Consider the following 18,291-nt stretch of genomic DNA (forward strand, 5'->3'; position numbering starts at 1 on the left):
TTCATCCATATCCGTCAACCAGACTCACTTTGTGCAACCAGCACCTTGTCGTTCAAATAATCCATCCGGATATATTCAACTCCGGAAATCAGCATTCCTTTTCGTTTTTCTTTGTACAGCGCCTCAAGTACCTTCACCAGCCGGATGTATTTCTCATAAATATCACCTTTACCAAAAAAGATTGGGAAAGTGTGATCCACGAGATAGATCACCATCTCACCTTGCTCGTTGATATGAATTTCCGAAACCGACTGGGCCGGCAAGTTTGGATTATTCCTGCCAGCATATCTGAGGAAGGAATAAATATCTGCAAAGATTGCCTGACGCTGTTCTTCTTCTGCAAAGCGATCGAGACCGGTAATAACAGGATAGTCGACATCCTGTCCAGGATTGACCTCTAAAAATGCGGTGCCGGTCTTATCAACATAAAAGAGTTGCGGTTGAGAAGTAGTACTCCTGTTGATCATCGCCACCGGCTGATGCTCCACAACCTCAATCACGATCTCGCTCGGCCAGTTACGCTTGACCACCGCCCTGCTCACCCACGGATCCTGCTCGACATTGGTTGCAACAATATCGGTATCAAGCCCCAGCAAACTGGTCTGGTAGAGATTTATTCCTGTTAGCAGACGCAGTCGATCCTTCGAGGTGGATTCGCAGCCGATAAAATCGAGTTCCCGTACCTTGAAGATCGAGATGTCATTGAATAGCCTCCCGATCATCTTTTCACCGTCAAAGGTGAAAAACATCGATATGGCCAAGGCCGTCAAGGCCAGCGGAAATATTCGCACCGGAAATGGCCGTTTGTTCAATTGCGTATCAAAGGTATCCTTTCGGACCCTCTGATTCTGCCGTATTTTATTGCGCACCCTGCTCAAAGAGAGCCGTTTTCTGCTCTTCTTTGCCGGCTCGGGCATGGAGGCAAAACTGTGCTGCCGCAAGTCGCTGTTGCGCGTCGTACGTTTCCGGCCTTTACCGGACAGCTCTCGCAAACACTGTCGCAGAAAAATCCCGGTTGCACGTGCTCTGTGCTGTAGTTTCAGAGCTTTCAGTTTTGTTCCGCCCATATCCATTTTTTGCAGTAGCTCGTCTTTATCCCGCTCCTCAAAATCACGCAGCATACTATAATAGAGTTTGCGCTACTATTCTACACCTGCTTCTCAAGAAGCGTTAAAAGCTCCTCACCGACCCGTACAATATTGCCTGCACCAAGCGTCAGCACAAGATCGTTTTCACCAACCAGCCCCATCACTTCTTCAGCCATCGCATCAACAGAGGCAATATAATGGGTATAGCGCTGACCGTGCTGTTCGATTTCTGCCAACAACGCCTGACTGCTGACGCCTTCGATTGGTTCCTCACTGGCCGCATAGATATCAGTCAGGATGAGATAGTCCGCCTGATGAAAAGCGGTGAGAAAATCTTTAAACAGTCCTTTGGTCCGGCTATAGCGATGCGGCTGGAACAGTACCACCAGCCTCTTTTCGGGCCAGGCGGTCTTGATTGCGGAAAGAGTCGCGCGGATTTCAGTGGGGTGGTGGCCATAATCGTCCACAACTGTTATGCCCCGCACCTCACCTTTTTTCTGCATACGACGCTGGACACCTTGGTAACTCTGCAGTCCCTTGGCAATGACAGGAAAGGGAATCTCCAACTCCAACCCCACACAGATGACGGCCAGGGCGTTATAGACATTATGCATACCCGGCGGCGCCAGATCAATATCGCCCAGGTATTCATCCTGGCGGTGCACGGTGAAAAGAACCCTGCCATTTTCGAAACGGATATTCTCCGCATGCATATCCGCCTGAGGTGTCAACCCATATGTGATTTTGCGTCTACTGATCAAAGGCAGAATGTCAGCAACGTTGGGATCGTCGAGACAGACAATAGCGGCACCGTAAAATGGGATCTTATCGATAAACGCCAGAAAGGTCTCTTTGATGTGCTCGATATCTCGATAGTAGTCGAGATGCTCCAAATCGATATTGGTTACAACCTCGAGCACCGGCGAGAGTTTTAAGAAAGAGCCGTCACTCTCATCCGCTTCGGCGACCAGAAATTCACCCTGCCCCAGTTTCGCATTGCCTCCAAGACTATCAACCTTGCCGCCAACCACGATTGTTGGATCAAAGTTTGCCTCTGCCATCATCCAGCTGACCATAGAGGTCGTGGAGGTTTTACCATGGCTCCCGGCAATGGCGATGCCGTATTTCTTGAGCCGCATCAGTTCTGCCAGCATCTCTGCCCGCTGAATAACCGGGATATGCTGACGCCTGGCCTCTACCACTTCAGGATTTTTGTCCGAAATAGCTGAAGAGGTAACCACGACGTCGGCACCCTCAATATTTTCCGCCTTATGGCCTATACTGATGGTACCGCCGAGTTTCGCCAATCGGTCGGTAATGGCAGAGCCGTGCAGGTCAGAACCGGAAACCGTGTACCCGAGGTTGAGGAGCAGCTCAGCAATACCGCTCATGCCGATTCCACCAACTCCTACAAAATGAATATGTTTATTTTTTCTGTACATCCTTAATTTCCCCGCATGGTATCAATGGCAGGTTCCATTGTTCCACCTGCAGCCTGAAGGCAGACATCGACGATTTTTTCCGCTGCATCGGGAATGGCAAGCCCGCGCATTCCCTCGGCCATAACCGCACGACGGTCACCGCTCTTCATTAAATCTTCAATGGTACGAAAGAGCAATTCACTGTGCAAATCCTTTTCTATGAACTGTACAGCCCCTCCGCCATCGACATAGTAGGCGCCATTTTTTGTCTGATGATCATCTGCAGCAAAGGGATAGGGCACCAGGATTGCCGGCTTGCCCAGTACTGCCAGTTCGGTCAAGGTGGTAGCCCCGGCTCGCGACACCAAGAGATCAGCCTTACTGTACACCTCGGCCATATCGCGAAAAAATGGTGCTACTGTCGCATTGACTCCAGCTTCACGATAACGGTTTTCAACCCATTCTGCATCTTTTTGGCCCGTCTGGTGTATGACCGCAAACTCCGGCAAATTTTCCTTGCCATAATCGCAGAGTGCTTCGGTCACTAACCGGTTCACGGCGTGTGCCCCCTGGCTGCCGCCCAGAATCATAATGGTGAATACCCCTGATTTGTCTTTCTCCTCACGGGCAAGCGCCAGGATATTCTGCCGGACAGGATTACCAGTCAAGATCGTTTTCTCCAGTGGGAAAAAACGTTCACTCCCCGGCAGGGAAACACAGATACGATTCACCAGTGTGCCCAGTTTTCTATTCGCCAGACCCGGTACCGAATTCTGCTCATGGATAATGGTCGGCACCCCCATCAGTTTCGCCGCGACCATTACCGGACCGGTGACATAGCCACCAACTCCGAGCGCCACATCCGGGCGAAAGCGTCGAATATGAACTGCCGCCTGAAATATCGACACGGGCAACGCCGCAATGGCCTTGAGTAGTTCCAGCGGACTTTTGCCTTTTAAGCCATAGCTGTGTATTGAACAGCTGGCAAAACCGTACCCGTCCAGGGTGGTAGTATCAATTTTTCTACGGGTACCGATAAAAAGCACCTCACTCTCCGGCTGGCGTAAACGAAGGGCCTGAGCAGCTGCCACAGCTGGAAAAAGGTGTCCGCCGGTGCCGCCGCCGGTTATGAGGAGCCGTATCGGTCTTCCGGTAGCGTTTTTCACCGCCCACCTCCGTCGCCAGCCGAATCCTCTGCGATCAGTTTATGCACTGCCGCGGCAAACATTTCACCACGATGAGCATAACTCGTAAACATGTCGAAACTGGAACAGGCCGGTGAAAGCAGCACTGCATCACCTGGCTCGGCCAGACTGTATCCCAACCGCACGGCTTCATCCAGCGTTTCGGCTGACCGCAGCTCGGTGCAACCTTGCAATGCCTCGCTGATCTTTGCGGCCGCCTCACCAATCACAATGACGGTTCTTGCTTTTTCCTGCACCTGCTCCCGGAGCAGGCGGTAATCTTCGCCTTTGTCCCGCCCGCCGGCTATGAGCAATGCTTTACCATCAAGCTGCTGCAAAGCGGCAATCACCGCACCGGTATTGGTCCCTTTTGAATCATTGATAAAACGAACACCATGCAACTCGCCTACCAGCGCAATACGATGTGGACCCGGCTGGAACTTCTTCAACGCCGCCATAATCACATCAGGCGCAATTCCCAGAGCCTGACAGGCCAGGATCGCCGCAGCCGCATTGCTTGCGCCGATACGGCCAATAAACGCAGTTCCAGTAAGGTCATAAACGACTTCATGACCAGCCACCATACTCCTCACCACCTGGCCTTCAATGCGGGCAGTGGAGCCTGGAACGTTGCCGAAAGTAACACATTGAGAGGGCAACTGCCCGACCCTGGCCATACACTCCGGATCATCGCTGCACATGACCGCAGTATGGGCCGATTTCTGGTGGCAGAACAGTCGCATTTTGGCTGCTGCATATTCACTCAAGGAGCCATGCCGGTCAATATGATCGGGGGTAATGTTCAACAGCACACCGACATCTGGAGCGAAGTCTCCAGCAGCCATCAGCTGGAAGCTCGATACCTCAAGCACCATGACATCGGCTTTGTCTTTTTTTCGCAGAAACTCAAAAACAGGGGTTCCTATATTGCCGCCGACGAAGACCGATCTCCCGTCCTCTTTTACAATCTCACCGATAAGAGAGGTCACCGTGGTCTTGCCATTTGTGCCTGTCACAGCCACCACCGGCATGTTCAGATGGGGAGCGGCCACGGCCAGCTCACCGACGACAGGTATTCCCGCGGCCTTCAGCCGGATGATTGCTTCATGGCTTTCCGGAATGCCGGGACTGACGATCACGCAATCGGCCTTGTTCAGAAACTCGAAAGTATGGCCGCCTGCCTCCCATTCCACTCCGGTTTTTTGAAGAAAAGCTGCCATCTCCTCTTGAAAGCGCGCGCGCGGGCGACTGTCCGATACGATCACCTGCGCTCCGCATTCAAGACAATAATGCACAGCCGCCTGGCCGGTTATCCCCAGTCCGACTACGGCTACTGTCATGCCCTTATATATCTTGGATTCTTTTTGCATCAGCGCAGTTTCAGGGTGGCTATGGCAAAGAGGCCAAGAATAATCGAGACGATCCAGAACCGGACCACGACCTTCGGCTCGTGCCAGCCCTTTTTCTCAAAATGGTGATGAAACGGAGCCATCAAGAAGATTCGTTTGCCGTTGGTCATCTTGAAATAGCCGACCTGCATGATCACCGACAAGGCTTCCATCACAAAAATGCCGCCCACAATGGCCAGCAGAAATTCCTGCTTAATAATGATAGCAATAGAACCAAGGGCGCCGCCAAGTGCCAGCGAGCCAGTATCACCCATGAAAATCTGGGCGGGATATGCGTTAAACCAGAGAAAGCCGAGACAGCCTCCAAAGATCGCGCCACAGAAAATGGCCAGCTCACTGCTTCCTTTCACATAGGGAATTTGCAGGTAATCGGCCAGCACCACATGGCCGGCAAGATAGCTGAACACCAGATAAACAGCCGCCGAGACCACCGTTGGCCCGGCTGCCAGACCGTCGAGACCATCTGTGAGATTCACAGCATTGGACGAGCCGACAATGACTATGATTGCAAAAATCACATAAAACCAGCCGAGATCGGGCTGGATATTCTTGAAAAAAGGCAGGCTTAACTGGCCGTCATATCCTGGATGGGACAATAAAAAGAGCCCGACCGACATGGCGCCCAGGACCTGTAAAGCGAGTTTCGCCCGGGCGGAAATTCCGGCACTGCTGTTGCGGCTCACTTTACGGTAATCGTCAAAGGCACCGATCATCCCATAGAAAAGCGTTACAAAGAGCAACAGCCAGACAAGCGGATTATCCAGTCGGGCCCACAAAAGGGTCGAGGCCGAGATAGAGCAGAGAATCAACAAGCCGCCCATGGTGGGGACACCCTGTTTTTTCAAGTGGGTTTCTGGCCCGTCATCGCGAACTACCTGACCGATTTGCCTTCGCTTTATAGCCCGGATAAACATCGGTCCAAAAATCAGCATGACGAGAAAAGCGGTGACGGCCGCCCCGATGGAACGCACCGTAATATAACGAAAAACGTTAAAACCAATAAAGGTTGTATGCAGCGGATAAAGTAAATGATACAGCATCTGTCAATCTCGGATAATGTGTTGCGGGTTGAAAGGAAGACTTTGAGGTGGCTTTCTACCTCGCCTTACATCTTTCCTCAAGTGTTTCCTGTCAGCCGCTCCACAATTGTTTCCATTCTTAAGCCGCGTGATGCCTTCACAAGAAGCCAGTCACCGGCAGTAAGTTCTCCGCTTTCCTGCAGCGATTCTATCCAGGCAGCAGCTGCTGCCTTTTCCTCAAACAGCCTCACTCTGTCAGGCAACATTCCGTATTCAAGCGCCCCACTGGCAATTTTGTCCTTGAAACTTCCGACTACACCGAGAAAATCGACTCCCAGTTCGGCCGCCTGCCGGCCAAGCTGGTGATGAGCAGCAACCGAACTGTCTCCGAGTTCCAGCATATCACCAAGAAGGGCCGCGGTTCGTTTACCACCCATCTGAGCAAGCGTTTTCAATCCCGCTTCCATGGAGGCAGGGTTGGCGTTATATGTATCGTTTAACACCCCAAGGCCGGTCGCAGTTTGTAATTGAACCATACGCCTGTCACCCGGCCTGAAATCGGCAAGACCGGCCGCAATCTCGGCAAGAGTTGCTCCGGCCGCCGCGCCAATGGCTGCAGCAGTCACGGCGTTGGTCACATTATGCAGGCCAACGGTATAGAGATGGATCTGAACCGTCTCGTTGCCTCTGTGCAGGAGAAATGTTATCACTCCTCCCGGCTCAGCCTCGATCTCGGACGCATACATATCAGCACCACTATCGACGGTTGCAAAGGTAATTTTTTTTCGCTGAATACCATCAGCTAGCACCCGTATTCTCTCATCATCAAGATTCACAACCAGCAGTGCGCTGTCCTTCGCTGCTGCAAATAATTCGCCCTTGGCCTTGGCCACACCGTCTAGATCGTGGAGTCCTGCCAAATGCACCCCATGGACGTTGGTAATGCAGCAGATGTCTGGCTCTGCACTCAAGGCCATGGCGTGGATCTCACCCGGTGCATTCATACCCATTTCGAGTACAGCTGCACGCTGACGTGGTGTGATAGGCAGTAATGACAACGGCATTCCGATAAGGTTGTTGAGATTACCTTTGGTATAGAGCACTGCACCCTCAGGGTAATCAGGGCCTGCCGGCCATCTGCGCTTAAGGATAGCTGCGGTCATTTCCTTCACCGTGGTCTTTCCGCAGCTGCCAGTAATACCTATAACAACCTGATCCTGCATCGTCGCTACAAGCCGTCGGCGAAAACGAGCCAGATCCCCCAGCGCCCGCAGAGTATCATCCACTTCGACTCTGGCAATATTTTCCGGCGGAACAAAGGTTGAGGATTTCTCAACTACCAGACAACCGGCACCCTTCTCGGCAACTGTAGAGAGAAATGCATGACCGTCAAACTTCTCTCCTTTTAACGGTACAAAAATATCTCCGGCGTGTATTGTCCTGCTGTCAGTTGAAACTTCGCCAAGAACGCGTTGAGCCTGGGAAGGAGCAACCAATCTCCCTCCTGTAGCGCGAGCCACCGCCTCCAGGTTCCATGCTAAAAGTGCGCACTGAGCTTCAAGGCAATCATCAAAAAAACGTTTGCCGGCAAGGGAAAGCTGATATTTCTCATGACCCTTACCGGCAATCAGAACAATATCACCGCTACCCGCGCTGCGTACACCTCTGGCAATCGCTTCACTTCTGCCAGCAATAGCGACAAAACCTCGCTCGCCAATTTCCCGCCCGGCAAGCCAGTTCACATCCTTTTCCAGGAGGCCTGCCTTGATAATACCCGGCACGATCTGACTGCGAATCCTGTCTGGATCCTCGGTGCGCGGATTGTCGTCGGTAACAACCACCACATCAGCAAAGGTGGCGGCAAAACTCCCCATTACCGGTCGTTTACCCGCATCACGATCACCGCCACAACCAAAAATGCAATAGAGTTCTCGATGCGGCAGCGCAGCGAGAGTTGCCAGCACCTGCTTTAAGGCATCGGGTGTGTGGGCGTAATCGACAAAAACTACGGGCCCAGCCTGGCCGGTTCCATCGTCGGCCTGCACCCGCTGCAACCGTCCCGGAGCACCGGCCGAGTGAGAAAGCGGTTCAATCGTTTTTGCCGGATCGAGACCAAGGGCAGAAAGTATACCAAAGGCCGTCAACAGGTTGTCCATATTGAAATGGCCAACAAGCGGTGTTGTGAGGCTATAATCACTGCCCCCCGCTCTGAACCTGAGCCGAGTATCATTTAACGTCGAGACATATTCGATAAGGCGAATATCTGCCTGTTCGTCTTTTCCGCATAAGGTGAGTTGGATTGAGCTTTCCCGGCAGGAGTCTGCCATTTTCTTTGACCAGTCGGTGTCACCTTCCGGTTGCTGGGGTGTTGAGATGACCGCCTTACCGGTATCCTTCAGATGATCGGCAAACAATATCCGTTTCGCCTGAAAATACTCATCCATCGTCTGATGGTAATCAAGATGATCCCGGGAAAGGTTGGTGAATGCCGCAACATCGTAGCGCACATTGCCAATTCGCTGCTGAGCGAGGGCGTGGGATGAAACTTCCATTATCACTAACTCAACCCCCGCCTGCACCATCTCAAACAACAACTTCTGCAGCTGCATGGCCTCGGGCGTAGTAAAGGGCGATGGCAAAACAACCTTGCCACCATCGCTTCCATACCTGTAATTTACGGTTCCAATAACCCCGACCCGATAGCCGATATGGGTCAGAGCGTCTTCCAACAGATAGGTAATAGTGGTTTTGCCGTTGGTTCCTGTAATACCGACAAGTTGCAAACGTTCAGCAGGCCGGCCAAAATAGTTTTCCGCAACTCGGGCATACGCCTCTCGACAATCGTCAACCTCGACCACGCAGCCAGGCCATTCCGCTATCAGCTTCCACTCTGCGCCCTTCTGCACAATAATCGCCGCACATCCACGAAGCCCTGCATCCCAGACGTGACAATGTCCATCTGTCACGGTGCCAGGCAACGCGACAAATACCATGCCCTCAGCAGCCGCACGTGAATCACAAGTCACGCCAGCGATAATCGTCTCATCCCCAGCCTCACCCTGCTGGGCTATCCTATAGCTGAGACCGGCTAAAAGCTCAGTAATACTGGCGCCGACGCCCGGCGGTTGAATCTCTTCTCTAGGTGAGTGATGGTGGCTCATTTTCGTTCCGATGTTTTTTCTTCAAGTGCTTCCAGCGATACGTCTTCCTGCTTCTGCATCCGAATTTCACATTCCTTCACTCCGACAAGTGAAGTGCCGGAGGTCGGCTTTTGCGATACCACCCTGCCGGTGCCGTAAATAAGGATTTTGCAAGTGGCATGCTGCAGCAAGCGGAGACTCTTACGAAGACTTAACCCCACCAAATCAGGCATATCGCCGGGATCTACCAGTTCGGTATTGTCCTGATTCAGCGATGAACGGACAACTTCCCGCACCCGATCAAGACGTACCGGATAATTACCGCTCTGCCCTTCTTCCGGCTCGGCAACGTCGATAATACTTTTGCCGACCTCCTGCAATACAGCGATACGCGGCAACACACCAGCCAATTCCTTGGCCGGATCAACGAGAGACGACCCCTTTTGTTTCTCTACATGCCGACTCCCGCCCTGAATCGTCAACAGTACTGTCAGCTCAGCCTGCGCAATGGGTACAGCAGCAAAATAGAGTTCATTGCTCATATGGGAAAACCCATCACTGCTGCCAACCTCCACCTGAATCCCGTCTTGGATGATTGTTCCACCAAGTTTGGTGGCTGTGCCAAGCACAGAGATCATTTTCGAAATTTCTGCGGAGGCTTCAGGGCTGATCACCTCGACAGTTGATTTTCCATGCGGTTCCGGATGCAGCTGAAACTCTTCATCGCTGTGCGGATCGGTTACCGCCTGCACCACATAGGGCTCAACCTTGCCGCCGCCGTTGGTTATTGCACTGAGAGCAGAAAGCAAGGCAAGCGGTGAAAGAGAATCGGGAACCGTACCAAAATCCTCTTTTGCCTGTCCTGCCACTACAAAATAATCGGCAACCTTCAACGACTGTTCGGCATGGTTACCAAACTCCTGTGGCACACTCGCTGCAAAACCAAGTCTTTCCCATAAACGCAATTCACTGCCAAGGCTCAACTGTTGGGCACTGACACTCCAGGGGTGAACCCGTCCCCGTAATTCATATTGACTCTGGATAGCGGCACTGTCACGGAGAAGGGTACGAAAGAGCGGTGGCAAAAGCATAGGCCGCACCATCACATTTTCAAGAAGTGCCTGGGAATACACACGATATCTATTAGGATCAAATGACGGGCTCTGTACCGAGGCAATCAATGCTCCTGAACCGGCATCCATCGCATAGGCCCCGATTCGAACATTCTGCCTGCCTTCCGAAATAGACTCAACAAGTTTTTCCAGAATATTCTGCACCTTCATGTCGATGGTCAGCAGCACATTCTGGCCGGCACTGCCTCGAAACTCAGCGGAACCGGACTGTCCAAGCATCTTCTGGACCAACCGGTCATAATAATACTCGACACCTGAAAGGCCAATATCATCCTGCACGAACCCCACAAGATGGGCTGCCACTTCTTTTAAAGGGTAATATCGTGAATATTCTGTATGCAGGTAAACGCCCTCTATGCTGGCAGCCTTGACCGCGGCTTCCTGTTTCTGGTTTATGTCCCTGGCAAGCCAGGTGCGCAGTTCGTCTCCCCTCAATTTTTCCAGGATGCTTTGATCATCAACACCAAGGAGCGGTGCCAAGGTTGCGGCTGCGGTTTCAACAGACTTGATCTCCCGGGAGCGGGCGAACACCGACACTCTCGGCAGGGAAACCGCCATCTCCTTATATGTTCGGTCGTAAATCGTCCCCCTGACATTTTCTTCCGACACCGAACTGGGCGTAGCCGAGGGAAAGTACGCCTTGAGCTTTTCCACAGCCCCGCTTACATCAAACAGCCGCCAACCGGCGGCAATCCCTATCAAGACCAAAATGACAAGAACGACAGCCAGTCCACGTTTCTTTTTCTGCTTTTTTCGCAGACCGGTTCCTATTGCCATTTTCAATATTACAGGCTGTCAAACCATCCTTTGTTGCGATTATAGACGAAACGCTGCCCTTTTCCGGGAGAGTAAAGGGAAAGTGCCTTGCCTGCCGCCGCCTCAACCGCCTGCTTGGTTAGCATTCCGGCCCGAGTGGCCCGCAGGGTGATGTTCCGGTCCATGAGCTGATGTCGCTGCCCTTCAAATGCTGTCACCTTCTCGCTCAAATGGCTCGAGTATGCGCCGAGCATCAGATGAATGGCGATTGTGGCCGCACATACCCCACCAGCCAACCGGCCAATCGCCTTCCAAAGCACTGATCCACCGGGAATATCCCAGATGCTGCTCCGTACCGACTGCTGCCGAACACCGATATTCACCACCGGACGCGTATAGGATTCTGTCGAATTATGTATAATCATTGTTCCCTCCTGATCTGTCTCTGTTATCTGCTGGCCTCGTCATGAGCGTCGAGAACCAGCTGGCCGGATAAGCGATTTTCCGCCCCACCCTCACGCACACCCACGCTCGTTCTCTCTTTTGCCTTAGCGGCGCCGGGCAACCCGCAGCCTGGCGCTTCGTGATCGCGGGTTTACTGCGATCTCTTCGGGTCCCGCCGCAACCGGTCGCTGCGTCACAACCTCAAGTTCCCGATTATCGCGGAACTTTCTCTTCACCATCCGATCCTCAAGGGAATGGAAAGAGATCACACAAAAGCTGGCCCCCGGCTGGAGAAACGACGGTGCCGCATCGAGGATGCGGGCCAGATTTTCCAATTCTGTGTTTACGGCAATCCTGAGCGCCTGAAAAACCTTGGTCGCGACATGAATCTTCTGAGGGTGAAAACGCCTAGGCACTGCTTTTGCCACCAGAAGCGCCAGCTGTTTCGAGGTCAGGATCGTCTCTTTCTTTCGTTTTTCAACTATTTCATTGGCAATGCGTCGGGCCTGCCGTTCTTCGCCGTAGTAAAAAAAGATATCCGCCAGCTCCTCCTCACTGCATTTTGCAAGGATGGAGGCTGCGGTTATCTCACGCCTATTGTCCATACGCATGTCCAGTGGTTCATCACGCTGAAAACTGAAGCCCCGCTCGCCCATATCAAGCTGAAGGGAAGAAAGACCGATGTCGATCAGGATCCCATCCAGTTTATCGACCCCTGCCTCCTGCAGTCCTTCGGCGATTTCGGCAAAGTTGCGGCGAACAATAGTCAGCCGCTCTCCAAACGACTCCAGCCGAACCCGACTGAGGCGAATGGCATTTTCATCCCACTCAAAACCTATGACCCGCCCGTCCGGTGATGACTTCTCCAGAATTGCCAGACTATGTCCACCGAGCCCGAGTGTCCCGTCCATATAGATGCCGCCGGACTGGGGATTCAGATACGCCAACACCTCCGCCGGCAAAACCGACTGATGGATATTTTCGATCGACCGGATGGAGTCCATCAGAAGATCCCCATCTCGGCAAACTGGTCGTCAAATTCGGCAAAATGTTCACTAGTGGCCTGGTTCTCCTCGGCCCAGAGATCCTTGTCCCAGATCTCTACATGACTGAGCATGCCAACCAGAACTATCTCTTTCTGAAGGTTTGCCTCCACCCGCAGATGCTGCGGCAGGAGGATTCGTCCCTGCTTGTCGAGAGGACACTCCGCCACACTGCCGACGATATAACGCATCAGACGAGCCATACCTTTTTGCTTCCGCCCGTCGGTCATCAGGGTATTCTCAAAAGATTCCCACTCGGGGATGGGGAATGCGCGCAGATGTGTCCTGCCCCAGGGTGCTACCATCAGCACCTCGGATTCATACTGACTCAACACGTCACGAAAACGGCTTGGGAAATTCAGCCGCCCTTTACCGTCCAGCGTGTGATCAGATCTGCTGCGGAATCTGTTCTTGATTTTTGCCCCCTCAGGCACTCAACACCACATTACACCCTCTGGCCCCACTTTACACCACCATGTCTTCATTTATAACAGCAGGGATAGCCATGTCAAGTAAAAACAACTGTAAGATCGCGTACCTAAGCTTCAGAAACCAAAGCAGCATGTGTACAACATATGGAAACATTTAACAGCAACAGCACAATATAATGTGCCGTTTGGCATTTATCGCCTTTTACGACACACAAACTGAAAGCAGTTGAAACCCCACAACTTCAATAGAAAAAAGCGTCTAACAACTACTGGATTAACATACCGGAATGAAAGAAAATATATTGAGAAGTGGTTACCAGGTGGGGAAAAGGCGGTTTTGACTAAATGAGCCTGGACCGGCTCATTTCATTGTAAAAACATGCAAATTTGGAAATTTTCTGACTGAAATATCAGACAGTGAAAATGGAACAGCATTCGTTTTCTTCATCTCTTGGATAAAAAAAGAGCCGGTCAGGGCAAAACCCCACCGGCTCTCACATCCACTATTCAAATCCACAGATCAGTCGCTCTGCAGTGTGCTGTAATCTGTCTTTGTAAAAAAGCTCTGTTCAGCAGCCGGAAAATCACCAGATTTCACCTCAGCCACATAGCCTTTCACGCCTTCCCGCATCATCGGCGCAAGATTCTGGTATTGCTTAACAAATTTTGGAAGAAATCGCTCAAACATGCCGAGCATGTCATTTATCACCAGGACCTGCCCGTCACATTCGGCTCCGGCGCCTATGCCGATGGTGGGGATCCGCAGTTCACTTGAGATAATTCCAGCAAGCTCTGCCGGCACACATTCCAATACCAGAGAAAAAGCCCCAGCCTCCTGGAGATCCCGGGCATCGGCCAGCATCTTGCGGGCACCGTCAAGATCCTTGCCCTGCACCCTATAGCCGCCAAGCTGGGCGGCAGTCTGCGGTGTCAGTCCTAAATGCCCCATAACCGAGACCCCGGCTGCGACCAGCGCTTCAACCACCTCAAGCACCTCACTGCCACCCTCAAGCTTAACCGCATCGCAGCCCGCCTCTTTGACAAACCGGATACCGTTTTTCACCGCATCCCGTACCCCGGTCTGGTAGGAGCCAAAGGGCATGTCGCCAATCACAAAGGCTTCAGGGGCCCCACGGCGCACTGCAGCACAATGATGGAGCATCTGTTCCATAGTTACCGGTACGGTCGAGTCATAGCCTAGCACTACCATACCCAGCGAATCACCTACCAACAGCATATCGACTCCACAGTCGGCCATCAGGCCAGCCATGGGAGCGTCATACGCAGTCAACATGGAGATCCGTTCCCGATCGACTTTCATCGAGAGGAAATCTTTAATCGTCTTTTTCATGGCTACTCCCTTAAATGGAATTCAGAAACGTTGGAGCACACCTCTTCCCATCAATCGCCAGCCTCAACAAACACCTGGATGGCTTACTCATCATCACCAAACAGACTGGGCTGGATGGTGCCGGAACGTGGGAATTTCCGCCCAAAATGTTCATAAGCGACCACTGTCGCCATCCTCCCCCTGGGAGTCCGTTTTAAGAATCCAGACTGGATCAGGAACGGTTCGTAGACATCCTCAAGGGTATTTTTTTCTTCACACACCACTGTTGCCAGGGTTTCCAGACCGATTGGACCGCCCTGGAATTTATCGATAATGGTGAGCATAATCCGCCGGTCCATCTCATCAAGGCCAAAACGATCAACCCCAAGCATATTGAGCGCCGCATCGGCAACTTCCACTGTCACCACCGGATGGTTCCCGACCTCGGCGAAGTCACGGACCCGCCGCAGCAACCGGTTGGCAATACGAGGTGTCCCCCTCGATCGCCGTCCCAGCTCGAGTGCACCCAATGGGTCAATAGTCATGCCGAGGATAGCGGCAGAACGTTGCACAATCGCTACCAGCTCTTCAGGCGAATAAAACTCCAGGCGCAGAATCACCCCAAACCGGTCACGCAAGGGCGGGGTCAGCAGCCCCGTACGGGTGGTGGCACCAATAAGGGTGAACCTGGGCAGATCCATTTTTATGGAGCGAGCGCCGGGTCCCTGGCCAATAATGAGATCGAGCTGGAAATCTTCCATGGCCGGGTAGAGTACTTCCTCGACCACGTGATTCAGCCGATGAATTTCGTCGATAAAAAGTACATCACCTTCTTGCAGGCTGGTTAGAATTGCCGCGAGGTCGCCCTGTTTTTCGATAACGGGGCCAGAGGTCACCTTGATGCCCGCCCCCATTTCATTGGCAATAATATAGGAAAGCGTGGTCTTGCCCAGTCCCGGAAAACCATGAAACAACACATGGTCCAGCGGCTCACGGCGTCCAAGCGCGGCTTTGATGAATATATCAAGGCTTTTTCGCACCTGTTCCTGGCCGATGTATTCGCCCAGCCGTTTAGGTCTGAGCGCGTTATCATTGACGTTTTCGCGCGGTACAGGTTCGGGATCTACCAGCCGGTCACGGCCTGAAGAGATATCTTCCTCATAATTCATGCGAGTGCCTTCAATCCTTCCCTGATCATTTCAGAAACAGAGAGTGCCGCAAAAGCTTCATCCCCCAGGCGCCGTTTGACGACAGTGAGCGCCTCGCGAGCCACGGGGTCAGCATAGCCAAGGTTATAGAGTGCCGAGATTGCATCCATAACCGTCGAACCGCTGACGGTTGAAACAGGCGCTGCACCTTTAGCGACAACAGCGCCGCCAAGATGCGACACCTTGTCTTTTAATTCGACACAGAGCCTCTCGGCAGTCCGCTTTCCAACCCCCTGGAGGGTGGTGAGCCGCTTCACATCGTTCTCGCCAATTGCTTGACAAAGATCGGGAACCCGCATCCCGGAAAGTATCGCGAGCGCCAGCCTCGGCCCGATACCTGAGACCGTTTTCAAAATAAGAAACAGTTCTTTCTCGTCTTCTTCAGGAAAACCGAACAGGATAAAGGCATCCTCCCGTACATGGGTATGGATATGGAGAAAAGCCTCACCACCCCGCTCCGGCAAACGGGAGATACCGTCCGCCGAAAGAAACACCTCGTAGCCCACGCCACCGACATCGATAACAGCCCGGTCGGGATGGATGAACTGTACTTTTCCTGATAACGTCGCAATCATGATCGACTCATAACTATTTTGCCAACAAATTGAACTAACACGGTAATACCGCCACAAGCCATGCCCATTTCACACGAACAACCGGTTGGCATGGCAGATTGCTACAGCAAGAGCATCGGCAGCATCACTACTGGGCGATGCGGAGAGTGCAAGCAGAACCCGCACCATATGCTGCACCTGGCTTTTTTCGGCCTGCCCATAGCCCGCCACGGCCTGTTTTACCGCCCGTGGACTATAATCGTGTACGACCAGCCCGTTCTGCATGGCCGCTACCACAGCCGCGCCCCGGGCATGTCCAAGCTTGAGGGCCGAACGGGGATTGCTGGCCAGAAAGACATCCTCAACCGCCGCAACCGCCGGCCCATGCAGCTGAATTACTTCGTTGATCCCATCAAAGATCTCGTTCAGCCGGTGGGAAAATGGCGCTTTCACCGTGGTTTTAATGGTACCGCAGGCAACAAAATGCAAACCGCCGGGAGCGCTGTCGATAACCCCATATCCCGTTACTCGTGAACCGGGATCAATACCAATGACACGTTCCATCCGGCGGCCTGTGGAGCCGACATGCGGCTCCTCGTTGATATAGCTGATTAGATGTTTTCCATCAGCGAATCATCCATGTCGAAGTTGGCATGGACATTTTGCACATCATCGTGGTCCTCAAGATTTTCAAGAAGCTTCATTAATGACTTTGCAACGTTCTCGTCGGTTACTTCAATGGTGTTCTTCGGCACCATGGAGATTTCAGCGTCACCCATGGTTACGCCGGCCTGCTCTAAAGCTTCCCGCACGGTTTCGAATTCCTCCGGTGCGGTCAATACCTGGAAGCCGTTATCCTCTTCAACCACATCCTCGGCACCCGCCTCCAGGGCAAGGTCCATCAGCTCTTCCTCGCTGATATCCGATTTCTCGATTCGGATAGTACCTTTTTTGTCAAACATCCAGGCCACACAACCGGATTCACCGAGATTGCCGTTCGATTTAGCAAAAAAATGACGAATGTCGGCAACCGTCCGGTTGCGATTATCGGTCATACATTCAACCAGCACCGCCACGCCACCGGGTCCATATCCTTCGTAGAGGATCTCATCATAGACTTCACCTTCAATCTCACCGGTACCCTTTTTAATGGCTCGGGCAATATTGTCTTTTGGCATATTGACGGTCTTGGCCGTAGTAACCGCGGCGCGAAGACGCGGATTACCATCAATATCGCCTCCGCCCATCCGGGCGGCAACGGTGATTTCCTTGATGAGTCGGGTAAATATTTTTCCTCTCTTGGCGTCCGCAGCACCTTTTCTGTGCTTGATGTTCGCCCATTTAGAATGGCCAGCCATATGTTTTCCTGTATCTTTTGTGTTGATAAATAAAACCACCGGAACCAACATGCTACCTTGGCAACAGGTTGACCGTGTGGAGCTCCGGCCTGGAGCATTGTACGAACGTAATTTCTAAACGCGATATTTATTCCGGTGCAGGCGCCGCAGGAGGGAGCTTTTTAAAACCCATTCCCAGCACAAACACTTCCCGACTTTCAATCCTCGAGCTTTGCGGCTTCAGAACCTTCACCATTTCAAACCGCTGCTTCAGCTCCTGGACGAAATCGGGAAAATCAACGCCCTGAAACACTTTGACAAGGTAATGTCCCTTCGGCAACAGCAGCACCTCGGCGATACGCAGGGTCTCCCGCACCAGATTGAGTGACTGCTGGGCATCGGCCCAACGATTGCCGGTGGTTTTGGGAGCAATATCCGAAATGAGAACCCGGAAAGTCGGACGGATCCTGCGAACATTGGCAATAAAATCGTCTTCCCGGATATCCTGGCAAAGCCAATGGATCAGGGCGCTGTCGGCCCGCGGCGCCTGATCGGCCTCTTGCAGATCGACACCCACCACCACACCTTTGGGCCCTACCACTTCCGCAGCATACAACGACCAGCTGCCGGGAAAGCAGCCTATATCCAGCACACTGTCGCCCCGCTTCAAGAAGTTGTATCTCTTCTGAACCTCTTCCAGCTTATAGATGGAACGTGCCGGATATTTGTCCTTTTTTGCCTTTTGGGCATAATAATCTCTAACTTTACGCACTTTTTAGTCCATTTGCTATTCT

At 52.5% G+C, this 18,291-nt stretch carries 16 protein-coding genes; all 16 read right to left on the reverse strand.

Annotated features, from left to right (window positions below; all coding sequences use genetic code 11):
* Positions 1–14 precede the first annotated feature (14 nt).
* A complete protein-coding gene (locus BUF15_RS03645) occupies positions 15–1,121 on the reverse strand; it encodes a cell division protein FtsQ/DivIB (protein ID WP_073612107.1) in 1,107 nt (368 codons plus the stop codon).
* 26 nt (positions 1,122–1,147) lie between these two features.
* Positions 1,148–2,530: a UDP-N-acetylmuramate--L-alanine ligase gene (gene murC, locus BUF15_RS03650; protein ID WP_073612108.1), complete on the reverse strand. Its 1,383-nt coding sequence runs from the start codon at positions 2,528–2,530 to the stop codon at positions 1,148–1,150.
* A 2-nt stretch (positions 2,531–2,532) separates the two neighbouring features.
* Positions 2,533–3,675 (reverse strand): undecaprenyldiphospho-muramoylpentapeptide beta-N-acetylglucosaminyltransferase, encoded by a 1,143-nt coding sequence (gene murG / locus BUF15_RS03655; protein ID WP_073612109.1) that lies wholly within the window; start codon positions 3,673–3,675, stop codon positions 2,533–2,535.
* Entirely contained in the window at positions 3,672–5,033 is a 1,362-nt protein-coding gene (gene murD, locus BUF15_RS03660; protein ID WP_159441215.1) for a UDP-N-acetylmuramoyl-L-alanine--D-glutamate ligase, read from the reverse strand. The genes murG and murD overlap by 4 nt, the downstream gene beginning before the upstream one ends.
* A gap of 29 nt (positions 5,034–5,062) precedes the next feature.
* Positions 5,063–6,142, reverse strand: a complete 1,080-nt coding sequence (gene mraY, locus BUF15_RS03665; protein ID WP_073612111.1) for a phospho-N-acetylmuramoyl-pentapeptide-transferase — start codon at positions 6,140–6,142, stop codon at positions 5,063–5,065.
* Between the two features lie 77 nt (positions 6,143–6,219).
* Positions 6,220–9,282 carry a UDP-N-acetylmuramoyl-L-alanyl-D-glutamate--2,6-diaminopimelate ligase gene (locus BUF15_RS03670; RefSeq protein ID WP_073612112.1) on the reverse strand — a complete coding sequence of 1,021 codons (3,063 nt, stop codon included), beginning with the start codon at positions 9,280–9,282 and terminating at the stop codon, positions 6,220–6,222.
* Positions 9,279–11,171, reverse strand: coding sequence for a penicillin-binding transpeptidase domain-containing protein (locus BUF15_RS03675; RefSeq protein WP_073612113.1), 1,893 nt, complete (start codon positions 11,169–11,171; stop codon positions 9,279–9,281). The genes BUF15_RS03670 and BUF15_RS03675 overlap by 4 nt, the downstream gene beginning before the upstream one ends.
* A gap of 8 nt (positions 11,172–11,179) precedes the next feature.
* On the reverse strand, positions 11,180–11,575 hold the full coding sequence (locus BUF15_RS03680; protein WP_073612114.1) for a hypothetical protein: 396 nt from the start codon (positions 11,573–11,575) through the stop codon (positions 11,180–11,182).
* Positions 11,576–11,698: 123 nt separating this feature from the next.
* Positions 11,699–12,598 carry a 16S rRNA (cytosine(1402)-N(4))-methyltransferase RsmH gene (gene rsmH / locus BUF15_RS03685; RefSeq protein WP_073612115.1) on the reverse strand — a complete coding sequence of 300 codons (900 nt, stop codon included), beginning with the start codon at positions 12,596–12,598 and terminating at the stop codon, positions 11,699–11,701.
* The gene (mraZ, locus tag BUF15_RS03690) at positions 12,598–13,071 is read right to left on the reverse strand and encodes a division/cell wall cluster transcriptional repressor MraZ (protein WP_073612116.1); all 474 of its coding nucleotides are present in this window, start codon (positions 13,069–13,071) and stop codon (positions 12,598–12,600) included. Before mraZ ends, rsmH begins: the two co-directional genes overlap by 1 nt.
* A 517-nt stretch (positions 13,072–13,588) precedes the next feature.
* Positions 13,589–14,419, reverse strand: coding sequence for a 3-methyl-2-oxobutanoate hydroxymethyltransferase (gene panB / locus BUF15_RS03695; protein ID WP_073612117.1), 831 nt, complete (start codon positions 14,417–14,419; stop codon positions 13,589–13,591).
* Between the two features lie 83 nt (positions 14,420–14,502).
* The gene (gene ruvB / locus BUF15_RS03700; RefSeq protein WP_073612118.1) at positions 14,503–15,567 is read right to left on the reverse strand and encodes a Holliday junction branch migration DNA helicase RuvB; all 1,065 of its coding nucleotides are present in this window, start codon (positions 15,565–15,567) and stop codon (positions 14,503–14,505) included.
* On the reverse strand, positions 15,564–16,181 hold the full coding sequence (gene ruvA, locus BUF15_RS03705; RefSeq protein WP_073612119.1) for a Holliday junction branch migration protein RuvA: 618 nt from the start codon (positions 16,179–16,181) through the stop codon (positions 15,564–15,566). The genes ruvB and ruvA overlap by 4 nt, the downstream gene beginning before the upstream one ends.
* Positions 16,182–16,250: 69 nt before the next feature.
* Positions 16,251–16,724, reverse strand: coding sequence for a crossover junction endodeoxyribonuclease RuvC (gene ruvC / locus BUF15_RS03710; protein WP_073612120.1), 474 nt, complete (start codon positions 16,722–16,724; stop codon positions 16,251–16,253).
* Positions 16,725–16,771: 47 nt separating this feature from the next.
* Positions 16,772–17,518, reverse strand: coding sequence for a YebC/PmpR family DNA-binding transcriptional regulator (locus tag BUF15_RS03715; protein ID WP_073612355.1), 747 nt, complete (start codon positions 17,516–17,518; stop codon positions 16,772–16,774).
* A 127-nt stretch (positions 17,519–17,645) separates the two neighbouring features.
* Positions 17,646–18,269, reverse strand: coding sequence for an SAM-dependent methyltransferase (locus BUF15_RS03720; RefSeq protein ID WP_073612121.1), 624 nt, complete (start codon positions 18,267–18,269; stop codon positions 17,646–17,648).
* Between the last annotated feature and the right edge of the window lie 22 nt (positions 18,270–18,291).

Origin of the sequence: Desulfopila aestuarii DSM 18488 (genome assembly GCF_900143695.1) — a bacterium.
In the GTDB taxonomy this organism is placed as follows: Bacteria; Desulfobacterota; Desulfobulbia; order Desulfobulbales; family Desulfocapsaceae; genus Desulfopila; species Desulfopila aestuarii.

What these genes read in the sequence shown, in the direction of transcription:
- BUF15_RS03645 (WP_073612107.1), bottom strand. Translation starts at nt 1,121, where the DNA reads ATGCTGCGTGATTTTGAGGAGCGGGATAAAGACGAGCTACTGCAAAAA.
- murC (WP_073612108.1), bottom strand. Translation starts at nt 2,530, where the DNA reads ATGTACAGAAAAAATAAACATATTCATTTTGTAGGAGTTGGTGGAATC.
- murD (WP_159441215.1), bottom strand. Translation starts at nt 5,033, where the DNA reads ATGACAGTAGCCGTAGTCGGACTGGGGATAACCGGCCAGGCGGCTGTG.
- mraY (WP_073612111.1), bottom strand. Translation starts at nt 6,142, where the DNA reads ATGCTGTATCATTTACTTTATCCGCTGCATACAACCTTTATTGGTTTT.
- BUF15_RS03670 (WP_073612112.1), bottom strand. Translation starts at nt 9,282, where the DNA reads ATGAGCCACCATCACTCACCTAGAGAAGAGATTCAACCGCCGGGCGTC.
- BUF15_RS03675 (WP_073612113.1), bottom strand. Translation starts at nt 11,171, where the DNA reads ATGGCAATAGGAACCGGTCTGCGAAAAAAGCAGAAAAAGAAACGTGGA.
- BUF15_RS03680 (WP_073612114.1), bottom strand. Translation starts at nt 11,575, where the DNA reads ATGATTATACATAATTCGACAGAATCCTATACGCGTCCGGTGGTGAAT.
- rsmH (WP_073612115.1), bottom strand. Translation starts at nt 12,598, where the DNA reads ATGGACTCCATCCGGTCGATCGAAAATATCCATCAGTCGGTTTTGCCG.
- panB (WP_073612117.1), bottom strand. Translation starts at nt 14,419, where the DNA reads ATGAAAAAGACGATTAAAGATTTCCTCTCGATGAAAGTCGATCGGGAA.
- ruvB (WP_073612118.1), bottom strand. Translation starts at nt 15,567, where the DNA reads ATGAATTATGAGGAAGATATCTCTTCAGGCCGTGACCGGCTGGTAGAT.
- ruvA (WP_073612119.1), bottom strand. Translation starts at nt 16,181, where the DNA reads ATGATTGCGACGTTATCAGGAAAAGTACAGTTCATCCATCCCGACCGG.
- ruvC (WP_073612120.1), bottom strand. Translation starts at nt 16,724, where the DNA reads ATGGAACGTGTCATTGGTATTGATCCCGGTTCACGAGTAACGGGATAT.
- BUF15_RS03715 (WP_073612355.1), bottom strand. Translation starts at nt 17,518, where the DNA reads ATGGCTGGCCATTCTAAATGGGCGAACATCAAGCACAGAAAAGGTGCT.